Origin of the sequence: Gracilibacillus xinjiangensis (assembly GCF_042651765.1) — a bacterium.
Taxonomy (GTDB): domain Bacteria; phylum Bacillota; class Bacilli; order Bacillales; family Amphibacillaceae; genus Gracilibacillus; species Gracilibacillus xinjiangensis.
Window position 1 is genome coordinate 219798 of the sequence record NZ_JBHSDT010000001.1, and the last position, 12274, is coordinate 232071.

At 37.1% G+C, this 12274-nt stretch carries 12 protein-coding genes; 3 read left to right on the plus strand and 9 right to left on the minus strand.

The window, feature by feature from the left end; translation table 11 throughout:
* Positions 1-136 precede the first annotated feature (136 nt).
* Together ACFOY7_RS01015 and ACFOY7_RS01020 are read left to right on the plus strand one after the other, a co-directional pair.
* On the plus strand, positions 137-1192 hold the full coding sequence (locus ACFOY7_RS01015; protein WP_390248487.1) for a D-alanine--D-alanine ligase: 1056 nt from the start codon (positions 137-139) through the stop codon (positions 1190-1192).
* Between the two features lie 14 nt (positions 1193-1206).
* Positions 1207-2589, plus strand: coding sequence for a UDP-N-acetylmuramoyl-tripeptide--D-alanyl-D-alanine ligase (locus ACFOY7_RS01020; protein ID WP_390248489.1), 1383 nt, complete (start codon positions 1207-1209; stop codon positions 2587-2589).
* 144 nt (positions 2590-2733) lie between these two features.
* Here the strand turns inward: ACFOY7_RS01020 and ACFOY7_RS01025 are convergent, their stop codons facing one another.
* The 4 genes from ACFOY7_RS01025 to ACFOY7_RS01040 form a co-directional block, all read right to left on the minus strand.
* Complete coding sequence (locus tag ACFOY7_RS01025; protein WP_390248491.1) at positions 2734-3720, minus strand: Gfo/Idh/MocA family protein; 987 nt, start codon at positions 3718-3720, stop codon at positions 2734-2736.
* A 12-nt stretch (positions 3721-3732) separates the two neighbouring features.
* Positions 3733-4038, minus strand: a complete 306-nt coding sequence (locus ACFOY7_RS01030) for a YerC/YecD family TrpR-related protein (RefSeq protein ID WP_390248493.1) — start codon at positions 4036-4038, stop codon at positions 3733-3735.
* A 26-nt stretch (positions 4039-4064) separates the two neighbouring features.
* The gene (locus ACFOY7_RS01035; protein ID WP_390248495.1) at positions 4065-5108 is read right to left on the minus strand and encodes a DUF3048 domain-containing protein; all 1044 of its coding nucleotides are present in this window, start codon (positions 5106-5108) and stop codon (positions 4065-4067) included.
* 82 nt (positions 5109-5190) lie between these two features.
* On the minus strand, positions 5191-6933 hold the full coding sequence (locus tag ACFOY7_RS01040) for an adenine deaminase C-terminal domain-containing protein (protein WP_390248497.1): 1743 nt from the start codon (positions 6931-6933) through the stop codon (positions 5191-5193).
* Positions 6934-7196: 263 nt separating this feature from the next.
* Here ACFOY7_RS01040 and moaC point away from each other — a divergent pair, with 263 nt between their 5' ends.
* On the plus strand, positions 7197-7682 hold the full coding sequence (gene moaC / locus ACFOY7_RS01045; RefSeq protein WP_390248499.1) for a cyclic pyranopterin monophosphate synthase MoaC: 486 nt from the start codon (positions 7197-7199) through the stop codon (positions 7680-7682).
* Between the two features lie 39 nt (positions 7683-7721).
* On the opposite strand, the gene ACFOY7_RS01050 is transcribed toward moaC, so the two are convergent.
* From ACFOY7_RS01050 to ACFOY7_RS01070, 5 genes are all read right to left on the minus strand, one after another.
* A complete protein-coding gene (locus tag ACFOY7_RS01050; protein ID WP_390248501.1) occupies positions 7722-8231 on the minus strand; it encodes a MogA/MoaB family molybdenum cofactor biosynthesis protein in 510 nt (169 codons plus the stop codon).
* A gap of 13 nt (positions 8232-8244) precedes the next feature.
* Positions 8245-9597, minus strand: a complete 1353-nt coding sequence (locus ACFOY7_RS01055) for a DUF2252 domain-containing protein (RefSeq protein ID WP_390248503.1) — start codon at positions 9595-9597, stop codon at positions 8245-8247.
* 97 nt (positions 9598-9694) lie between these two features.
* Positions 9695-9979, minus strand: a complete 285-nt coding sequence (locus ACFOY7_RS01060; protein WP_390248505.1) for a hypothetical protein — start codon at positions 9977-9979, stop codon at positions 9695-9697.
* A 291-nt stretch (positions 9980-10270) separates the two neighbouring features.
* Positions 10271-11215 carry a WD40/YVTN/BNR-like repeat-containing protein gene (locus ACFOY7_RS01065; RefSeq protein WP_390248507.1) on the minus strand — a complete coding sequence of 315 codons (945 nt, stop codon included), beginning with the start codon at positions 11213-11215 and terminating at the stop codon, positions 10271-10273.
* An 87-nt stretch (positions 11216-11302) separates the two neighbouring features.
* Complete coding sequence (locus tag ACFOY7_RS01070) at positions 11303-12151, minus strand: VOC family protein (protein WP_390248509.1); 849 nt, start codon at positions 12149-12151, stop codon at positions 11303-11305.
* Positions 12152-12274: the final 123 nt, after the last annotated feature.

The following is a 12274-nucleotide window of genomic DNA, read 5'->3' on the forward strand; positions in this document are numbered from 1 at the left end:
ATTATTGTGAATTTAAACATTTTAGATGTATACTTATTATTGTGTTGTAAAGAAGTATAGGACATCTAGTCTTTTCATAGGATAGAAAATAATATTCAACACATATATAGATATTAATTTTGGAGGTTTTTCATTTATGAGAACTAAAATTCATTTACTATTTGGCGGCAAATCTGCCGAACATAAAGTATCATTGCAAACTGCTAAAGCTGTTATGAATGCAGTTGACCAGTCAAAATATGAAGTTCAGCCAATCTATATAGATGGATCGGGAACTTGGCATAAAGGTGCCTTACTAGAAGGAAAAGTAGATGATGCCAAACTATTAGAATATAAGCAAGCGAATGAATCCGTATCACCACTTTCCCTTACAGAAAAAGGTAATGAAGTGGTATTCCCTTTACTTCACGGTCCGAATGGCGAGGATGGAACAGTACAAGGGTTATTGGAACTATTGAACTTACCTTATGTCGGCAATGGTGTGCTGGCATCCTCAGCAGGGATGGACAAAATTGCGATGAAAGCAATTTTTGCACAAGCAGGATTAGCGCAAGTACGCTACGTTGGTTTCATCCGGAAAGAATGGGAAGACAATCAAGAGAGAGTCATTCATAATATTGAGACGACACTGAATTACCCTTGTTTCATAAAACCGGCAAATCTTGGTTCAAGTGTAGGAATTAATAAAGCAAGTGATCGCATGAAATTAGTCGAAGCAATAATTGAAGCACTGCAATATGATCGCAGAATCATTGTGGAAGAAGGTGTTACAGCAAGAGAAATAGAGATTGGTGTCATTGGAAATGAAGTGCCGGAATGTTCAGTAGTCGGTGAAATTGTGCCAAAAACAGAATTTTATGATTACCAATCCAAGTATGAAGATGGCAACACAGCACTTATTATTCCAGCAGATGTAAGTGATGATACTTACAAAGCTATTCAGGATATGGCGATTAAAGCCTATAAAGCACTTGATTGTTCAGGTTTAGCCAGAATGGATTTCTTTTTAACTGAGAATAACGAAATCTTAATTAATGAAGTGAATACAATGCCAGGTTTCACTCCTGTCAGTATGTTCCCACTTCTCTGGGAACATAGTGGATTAGATTATCCTTCATTAATTAATAAATTAGTAGAATTGGCTATCGAAAGACATGAAGAAAAAACGAAAATACGCTATACGTTTGATTGATCGGAGGCGAGAAAATGATAACACGTACCCTAAACCAAATTGCAATTATGTCAAATGCTGTTCTTTCCGATCCTAAAACAGGAAATAACCGAATTACCGGAGTTTCCATTGATACTAGATCTATTAGTGATAATCAATTGTTCGTTCCATTGCCTGGAACAAATGCAGATGGGCACCAATTTGTTGAAAAGGCATATCAAGCAGGTGCTGGTGCAGCTTTTTGGAAGAAAGATGTACCGGATCCCCCTGAAAATATTCCATTATTATTTGTAGATGATCCATTACAAGCAATGCAGGAATTAGCAAGAAACTATCGAGAAGAACTCGGCGTAACTATTATCGGCATCACAGGAAGTAATGGGAAAACTACTACAAAAGATATGATTGCACAAGTACTGTCAGGAACATACAAAGTACAAAAAACGGTAGGGAACTATAACAGTCAGCTTGGTTTGCCTTTAACACTGCTTTCGTTAGAGGAATCAACAGAGATTATGGTCCTGGAAATGGGTATGAGTGCACTTGGACAAATCGAAAAATTATCTTACATAGCCAAACCTGATATTGCTGTTATAACAAACATTGGCGAAGCTCATATGGAAGAGCTAGGTTCCCGAGATAATATTGCTACAGCTAAGTTCGAGATTATCAAAGGTCTGAAACCCAATGGACTGTTTTTATTTGATGGGGATGAACCATTATTACTAGGTAAAGTACAAAATCTTTATAATCCGTTTACGAAAAGCTCGATCGGCATGGATTCGAAGTCAACTCTTTATCCAGAGTCTATCTTAGTGAACGAGAACGGCACTTCCTTCAGGGCAAATATATTACCTGATACTACCATTCAGTTGCCGGTTTTAGGATTGCATAATGTCAAAAATGCGTTATTTGCCATTGCAATTGCCAACTATATGAATGTTCCGGATAAAGTTATTCAGCAACAATTAGAGAGTTTACGCATCACTGCAATGAGAATGGAAACACATAAAGGGCTAAACGGCTCACTGATTATAAATGATGCCTATAATGCAAGTCCGACTTCCATGCGAGCTGCTATCACATTAGTTGATCAATTAGTTAACTTCTCTAAAAAGATTTTAGTGCTTGGAGATATGTTAGAACTTGGTACAAAAGAAATAGAATTTCATCAGGAGATTGGCCATTTTATTGCAAAACATGATGTAAACTATGTGTTTACATATGGTGAATTAGGGGAACAGATTGCCGACGGTGTAAAGAAGAAAAATAAAAAGATTGATGTAAGAAGGTTTGCTGATAAGAAGGAAATAAATAAAGAGATCCTCCCCCTATTAGACGAACAAACGGTTCTGCTATTAAAGGCTTCTCGAGGAATGAAACTAGAAGAAGTATTAGATGGAGTTATCGTGGAATAAAGAGGGTTCCCTCAGTGGATGCAGTTATATGTCGTTAGTGGTAGGAAATCCTCTTCTATCTGAATATATGTAACATTGCAGCTTATTGTGAAAATTGTCTTGTAAGTAATAAAAAACAGCCTGCCTCAGCAGACTGTTTTTTTATTACTTTTTATCAGCTGGGAAAACTAATCCTATCTGCTCTCTTGCCTGATCAAGCACTCTCATCGTTTCAATGGAACACTCCCATGTATTTATGTTATTTTCCATTTCCCCATTTTTCACTGACTCGATAAAAGATAGTGCTTCATAGTACATCGTGTTTTCCTTTTGCTCCACAGAGATATTTTCTTCTGTTCCATCATTGTAGACAATTTTCACATCTGCCATATCAGCAAATTTATCAATCACGATCGATCCTTTTTCTCCCTGTATTTCAGATGGTAACACGGAATTAGTTATCTTAGAAAACATTGCTGTTCCACTAAGTTCAGGATAATGAGCAATTACAGAGCCTTGTCCATCCACCCCTGATTCAAGCATATATCCGCTTGCTTGTACTTTCTCCGGTGCCCCAAACAATGCAACCATAGGATATAAACAATAAACACCAATGTCCATTAATGACCCATTCGATAACTCTGGTTTAAAAGCATTTAACACAACACCTTCTTTATACTTATCGTAACGGGAAGAATATTGACAGAAGGTTGCTACATAACGGTGCACTGGACCAATTTTATACATGTTCGCCTTTACCTGATCAAAGTTAGGAACATGCGTTGTTTTCATCGCTTCCATTAATGTAACATTGTTAGCTTTGGCCGTTTCAATCATTGCAGTGACTTCTTTTACGTTAGAAGCAAAAGGTTTTTCGACAATCACATGCTTGCCACCATTCATACATGTAATCGCATGCTCTGCATGTAATGCTGTAGGGCTTGCAATATAGACAGCATCCAGTAAGTCACTGTGGGCGAATGCTTCCAAATCAGTGAAAGTTGTCTCTACATTATACTTCGCGGCAAATTCCTCCGCCTTCTCATCCGTTCTTGAATAGACAGCTGTAAGTTCAAATCCAGCAATGTCGCTAGCACTTGCTAAAAACCGATCTGTTATCCAATTTGTGCCAATTACACCAAAACGAATCATTTTCCCTCTCCTTTATTCCTTATCGTCATTTTCCTTTAATCGATCGAGCACAATGCGGTATCCATCATTCCCATAAGTTAAACACCTCTTGACACGGGATATTGTTGTTGTGGAAGCACTGGATTCATTCGCTATGGCTGTGTATGTACTTCCTTCATCCAGCATTTTTGCAACTTGTAATCGTTGTGCTAATGATTGGATCTCATTCATTGTAGCAATATCATCAAAAAAGCGATAGCATTCTTCCCTGTCTTTCAATGTTAAAATTGCATCAAATAATTGATCCAGTTGTTTGCCACGCAGTTTATCAATTTGCATGGGACACACTCCCCTTTTAATCCGCTCTAATTAGTGAATTCTACACCTTCAATACCTGGGTTCATTGGAATCACATTCATCCACGTTTTTCCTGGAACGAAAGGAACAGGTTCACCATCTATTGTTGGAATAATTCTACCATCAATTCGCTCCCATTGCACGTTTTGTACTTTACCATTTTGGAGTAATAAAGCATTCCCTCCAGATTCTAAGTCAATTTCGCGTCGACCAACATCATCAACTACTTGATGAGCAGCCTCCAGAATTAACACATTACTAATTTTAATCAGTGAACTGTCCGCATATTCAACCGTTTGTTCTCCATCACTGTAACGGATATACTGTTCGATGTCTTTATCGTATACATAGCTTACCGTATAGTTACCATAGCTAAAACGTACTTCTTCCGCAATGTTTCCATCTGCTTCAACGTCACTGAAGAGCATTGGCTCATAAGTCTGCTCAATCTTATAATCATTTTCCTTTGCCCTTTGAAAAATACCATCAAACATGGCATAAGAATTATGTGGTGCTACTCTATCTGGTGAACGTTCAAATAATACGTTATCATTGTCATAATACATTCCATTTAATCCATCAGCGGCACCAGCTTTAATCATATCCTCAATAAAATAGATCGCTCCATGATATACATACATTGCACCATAATCATCTGCAAGATTAAAATAATAAGGCCTAGCACTTCTTACTGGTCCTACTCTATCGGGAATTTCACTATGAAATAATGCCATAAATCTGGTAATATTACCTTCTGCTAAAATTTCAAAGACAATGTCTGCTTTTGATAAGCTTGTTTGCGGTCTAGCATATGGATGATTATTCACCATTACCGCAACAATGCGATTGGTTAATTCTCCGTTTGCTTCCATACCTGTTAATGGTGCTATTTCCTCAGATTTTGGCTCTTCTTTTGCCTCTTCTCCAAGCCCCTCATCTTCGACTGGCAAATTAACGGGTTCTTCCTTTGCTTGATCAGTTGGTTCTTCTTTATCTGAACAGGCAATTAAAAATATTGAGAATATCAAAACAATAAGGATTTTACACTTCATCCGACTACACCTTCTCTCTAAAAATAATTTCGACATGTATGTGACCATACATGTCGAAATACCTACTTTATTATAACAAACTTTAACGCATTATCGCAGGAAATAGTATATCTTTTTTCTTAACATCTATAATGCCAAGTGGCGTAATACGTACAAAAGGCAGGTGCATTGATGATAAGAATAATAAACTGTATGGCGGATCATTATATTTATAGCCATGTTTGATAAGTATATCCTTCAACTCCAGATCTTTATCGATAAGTACGTTCATTTTACCATCAAACATCATTCCAGCAATATTTAAAGGCAATTCAAAGATCACCTTACCTTCATGAACAAGGACAATACCGCCGCCGATTTCTTTCATCCGTGTAAAAGCTAACATCAAATCAGATTTACTCTTTCCAATAAGGACAATGTCTCCGGTTAACGAATAGGAACTGGCTAAACCGCCTAATGTCTTCGTGAATCCTTTAATGATTGTATTAACCCGCCATTCTCCTTCACGATCACCAAGCATGAGAAATGATTCATCACTAGACCCGAATATTTTCTCTGTGTTTGCATCTATTGCGATGGGATATGGTTTCATAATAACATCATTCTCCATCTTCAGCCCTAGTGGCATGGAGAATTGCAAGTCACGTTCAGATAATTGCCATTTTAACTCAAGTTTTCCCAGGCCGTACTTTTCCCATTCAATTTTCACATTATGATCAACTAGCTTTCCATCTCGTTTTAACCATTTCCCTTTAGCAATAACGGAAACCGGTGTTGCATTATCAATTGATTCTAATATATTTAGATGGGCAACCCTTCCAGGCGCGATCGCTCCTAATCGTTCCTCCAAATGAAACTGCTCTGCAGCATTATATGTTGCCATCATATATGCTTCAATTTCAGGAACTCCACTGTCAATTGCAATTTGAACACATTGGTTTATAATGCCACCTTTATAAAATGATGGTGTAGACCCATCTGTTGTCATGGACAAGTGATCGTATGATGTTACCCCCAGTTCCTGTAATTCCTTTAGTAATTTACTTAAATCCGGTCTTACTGATGAATTGCGTAATCCAACTCGATATCCCATTGACAATCGGTGAAATACTTCCTCCCCTGATAATGATTCATGATCAGAACTTGCACCTAGCAATTTCAACTTTACAAGGGTTTTCTCAGATGCTCCAGGAAAGTGCCCCTCTACAGGCTTCCTTAACCTTTTCGCTTCTTGCATCCAATAAAGAATTCGATCATCATCTTTAAGGACTTGCGGCCATGCTGTAAGCTCTCCGCCTTGTACTACAGCATCGTGCTGAAGCCATGCATGCACTTCTTCATCGTTGAAGATTTCTTGTTCTTCATTTATTGAAGATTGGGAATCAAACCTTGCCCACCAATACATGGATACAGGCAGCTTCATTAAGTCCTCCATTAATGAAAACGCTTTCTCCCTCTTTGTTAAATAAAGCCATGGTAAATTGTCATTCATCATGGTTGTTGTTCCTGTCTGCCCGGCATACATAGCTAATTCATAAGGGTTATACAATTGAAACGGGTGTGCGTGTGGCTCGATGTAGCCTGGGACAATATATTGGCCACTGCAATCGATCACACTAACGCCAACTAAATTTTCTGGAAGTTTCCTACCAACATAAACAATACGATCATTGTATATCCATATATGTGCTTCCAGCCATTTTCTTAAGAAGACATTTAAATAATAAGCATTTTTCAAGATTATTGTTGGTGACTCTTTTTCATCAATTACAGCTACTTGCTTACGTATTTCTTTATTCCGCCATCTATATAAATGATCACTCATAGTAATCTCCTCAACTTTATTTCATATTTGTAATAACTTGATTGTAACATGGTTTGGTAGCGTTTGCATTGTGAGAAAATGACAAATTTTTGACGTTTATTTAGGCACATTTACGTATAATGTTTACTTTTTTTAATTAGTGTACCACATTTCAATAGTGAGATAATCTGAGCAATAAATTGCTTATGATCAAAACCTTACCAGACGTATTTTTCTTTAATACTTGATTATAGTATAATGAATGATAAAGGCTGGTGAATAAATTGACAGATTTTTCACATATAAATGAACAAGGTCGAGCGAAAATGGTTGATATTACGAATAAAGCTATTACAAGCAGAACAGCCATTGCTAGATCAAGTATTATTGTTAGTTATGAGGTTTATACAAAGATAATTGACCGGAAAATTGGCAAAGGTGATGTGTTATCAGTTGCACAGGTTGCGGGAATTATGGCAGCTAAACAAACATCTAATATTATCCCTATGTGTCACCCGCTGCCCCTAAGTGGCGTAAATATTCATTATGACTGGAATGTTATGAACGATAATTATGAATTAATTATTACTGTGGAAGCGAAGACTAAGGGAAGTACCGGTGTAGAGATGGAAGCTTTAACCGCTGCATCAGTTACTGCGTTAACTGTTTATGATATGTGTAAAGCAGTAGATAAAGGGATGGTTATAGGGAGAACCTATCTGGTTGAGAAAACTGGTGGTAAAAGTGGAACATATCGAAGAGAAGAATAAATCACTCAATTCCATGTTGAGTGATTTATTTTTGTTCCATTACAGGTCTTTATTGATTTCCCTCATTACATGCCCTAACTCTGGAATGATAAGGCGCTCCATCGCTAATTTGACTGCACCTGAAGAGCCAGGTGTTGCAAAGATTGCTTTATTATGAATAACTCCTGCCGTTGCTCGTGATAAGATTGCTGCTGACCCAATATCGTCCCGGTAACTTAAGATGCGAAATATCTCACCAAATCCGGGCATTTTTTTATCAAGCAAGACTTCAACCACTTCTATTGTCACATCCCGTTTCGCAATACCGGTTCCCCCATTTAAAAGGATGGCATCAACATCTGATTGATCAATCCCATGCTTGATAGCACGTTCTATATCCGCCTTTTGATCTTTGACAATTTCATATGCCGTCACTGAATGATGATTCTTTTCTAAATAATCTATCATTAATTTACCACTTTTATCTGTCTGCTCGATTCTAGTGTCACTTACTGTTATAACTTTACAACGAACAGAGGAGGGCGCCTCCGCTTTATGTTCTTGTGACATGGTGTTCTCTCCTTTAGTTCTTTTTATAAAAGTCCGTTTCTAACCATTCTAAAAATAACTCGTAATCTCGTTCCACCTGATGTTTGTAAAAACGGGACCATGAGACAAGCTCCTGAATAAACTGTGTACGATCTCGCTCAATCACTTCATTAATTGCATCCTCACTGTGATAGCTTAGTAACTCTTCATTTATATCCTGATCTGCCCTTGCGTGAATCTTTGCTGCAATTTTTCCCATAACTTTTACTGCTTGTTTGATTGGCTTTACACCATTTAAATGTTTTGGGTCAATATCTTTATCATAGGCACATCGTTCCCGGACATAAAATTCCCGATTTCCTATTGTTAAATATCCTAAATATTCATCTGCCTTGTGATGCATCGCTTTTTGTGTATGAATGACACGTTTTCCTTGATGTGCATATTGCTCCCAGAATGATTGATTATATTCAACGAAATATGCTGGAATTGCCGGTCTCGCTTCTTTTACTTCCAATATTATATCATCAAGTGTTTCATTATTATTGGTTCCTTCGATCAGTACATAGTAGCGTTTCAATCCAGTTGAAGCAACACCTGACCCCAGTTTCCTCACGATATCTTTAATTTGATAATGTGCCTCATCCCGGACCATTTCTTTTGGAATGGAGGCAATATATTGAGACCAATTTCCGCTAATGTCTTTATATTCTTTCTGAGTAACTTCTTCTAATTTTTCTTTCGCACGATTAAATACCCGCTTTCCTTCATTGTTTAAGATCGTTTGTTTCTCTAATTCATGTGTCGCTTTTCGTTCCTCTAGTTTTTTTAACACTTTCTTAACCGGTCCTTTTGTATTCTCCACAGTGAAAGAAGTCGTTCTAGGATCTTCTTCCCTATTGGCAAATCTTTTAATTTGCTTGCAGTAAGCTTTTAAGAACGCTGTAACTAGCTCATCCCGAATGGCAGAATCAGAAAACCCTTGTTGTTCTGTCAACAAGCGGATACTAACAACCATTCGCAGTAAATCATATAAGTATGAACCTAAATAACCTTCATCAAAATCATCCACATCGAAAACTAATTGTCCATCTTCGTCTTGAAAACTGCTGAAATTGTCAAAATGCATATCCCCCATAATCCAAGTAGGAGCTGATGGCTCTGTATGGAAAGCAAAAGGGATCTTTGTAACGTCATAATAAAATAAATAAGCACTGCCGCGATAAAAGTTGTAGGCATTTTGTTTCATTTTGTCATATTTCTTACGGCGATCTTGTTTGCTTAACCCCATCACGTAATCATCTAGTTGTTCTAGGATTGTTCGAATCGATTGCTTTCTCAGGATTCGATTCGTTTTACGGACCTTTTCTTGAATATCTATAACCAAGTGGGATCCTCCTCTTTTTATTAGTAGTTTATCATATTATTCTATGAGAAAAGCCTCCAATGACTATGACATTTACCCAGGATGTAGAGAGAAGCATTTAATAAGCCTCTCCTTGATACTGAAGATGAATCTCTTCTGCCTGTTCCAACTCTGCTTTATACAAAACAATCTTACTTTTCTTTTGCTCTTTTCCTGCTGATTCTACCTGGTGGCGCTTCCCTAAACCGATTGCCCATTTGTCTTCATCGTTTTCAGATAAGACGACCGCAAGTGTCCCATACTGCTTAACCTGTTCCCAGCCAAAAAATTGTTCCATACCTTGATGAAAAATTGTAATCCCTTCCGGTGTTGTATGGACTTTATAACAAAAACGTTGTTCCAATTAGGCGAAACACTAAGATAAGTGTTCATCTGATTGTTAATTGTTGTCAATGATAAGATATTATAACCAAAGAAGATTACTAGAAAGCTAATGAATATAATGAATACTTTTTTTCCTATTTGGGTGAGCAATATCATCCCAAATCCCAGTAAAAAAATAAAAATAATATTTATTAAATAGAAGAGCCGGTCATCAATATACTCTACTTGATACTTATTTTGAATGAATAAACTTCCTGCCTGAAGGCAGAAGCAGCCAATTGCTGATAAGAAGCTGATATAACCGAATATTCTAGCCGATTTCTTCAATTTCAGGTTCAACCTCCTCAGCAAATGTCCAAGTTAAACCATTATCTGTTGAAATAAACTTTCCTTGGATTAATCCCCCCATATAATCACCATTAGGTCCTTGATCTACTAACATGGCCAGGTGATCTTTTTCTTTATACGGAGTATTTGGCATAACAAACACTCTATCATATTTAGAAGGCATGTGAAAAACCGCTTCTTTCCATGTTTCACCAGCATTATTGGTTACGTATAATTCTGGCTCTTGTGGATTAATCATTCCATAGGACATGAAGGCTGTTGTTTCATCAACAAATCCACCATCTGCTACTAATCTAGTTGTTGCAGGCATATTAATAGATTGCCAGTTTTGACCTTGATCCTTTGAGAAAAAAATCAATGCCCCTTCCTGGGACATTTTTCTGCTACCAGAAATAACTACATACCAGAAATCATCTGTGAGCATTTTAATTTTACGAAACCTGAGACCTAGCCCTTTTTCTGTAATGGTAACCTCATCCCAAGTTTCTCCTTGGTTATCTGAATAGATATGTTTAACTGGAGAATTCTCTCCATTCCCATAAGCATATAAAAAAACTGCATGATCATCAGATAATATAAAGCTGTTATCAATTAATTGCTGTTGATTTCCTCTATATTCTCCGCTAAATAACAATTCCTTTTCAATCGGTACTAGAATCCAATTTTCTCCACCATCATATGTTATGTTTAAATCGTCATTCTGTAAGGAATAGCCAATATCACCATCGACGATTGTCGGTCGCAGCGGCTCAGGTTCTTGTTCTTGATGAAGTGGTTCCTCACTTGATTGTGGCTCTCTTGGATTTGCTGAGGTTTGGACTCCATCTCGATTTTGATAGAAAGGAATCATCACTAATACGACCAGTAACATGCTGAAACCTATCGCAATAGGAATTTTATTTTTCATAATACCACCTTTTGTTTTTTACAGTACATCCCAATTATAAGTGAAATAAACAAAAGCTACTACCTTATTTCAAGGTAGCAGCATTTATTAAACAGTTAACTTGATTTTATTTCCTGATGGATCAGTAATCATTGCCTTATCAGCATCTTCCATCACTGATACGCCAATTGAATTTAATTTTTCAATGACTTGATCTAAACTGTTCTGATTGGGATAGGTTAATTCGAAATATTCTAAGCCCGCACTATTTACTGGAGGTTGGGGTGCTCCAACACCATTCCAAGTATTTAAGCCAATATGATGATGATAATTTCCTGTTGCAATAAATAATGCCTGATTACCTAAACTTGCAACAATATCAAAACCTAGTCCTTTTGTATAAAATTCTTGTGTTTTAGTTAATTCGGCAACATGAAGATGGATATGACCCATCACTGTTTTGGGCGGTAACCCTTGCCATGCATTAGGATTGCCTTCTTTCGCTAGGTTCTCAAAATCTAATGGATCAACTGCCATGATTACTTGATCTGATTGCCATTTCCAATTAGCAGGATCTCTGTCTGCATATACTTCAATACCATTTCCATCTGGATCACTAAAATACAATGCTTCACTTACAAGGTGATCAGATGCTCCCAGTTGAACGCCTTCATTGACAACGTGAAATACGAAATCAGCTAAATCCTTACGTGTCGGTAAAAGTATAGCAAAATGATATAAGCCCGTTGTTCTGCTTTCTTTCGGCTGAACTCCTTCAGGTCGTTCCAATGATAGAATACTCGTTTTGCCATCTGCTGTTAGTTGAACTGTATTTTCTGTTTTCTCAAATATATCGAAGCCGACAATTTGTTGATAAAATTGAATGGATCTATCTAAGTCCTGAACTTTTATTTTTACATGACTAACGAAAGTGTTGGGCTTTTGGTGGAAATTCATCGTCTTCCTCCTCATTATTCAGTCACTTACTTTGTGTAACTAATTTTACTTTTGTAAGTTTGTTGTGTCAAGAAAACTAATATATTGCAAAAAAAAGCTACTATTCCTTTCATAGGATAGCAG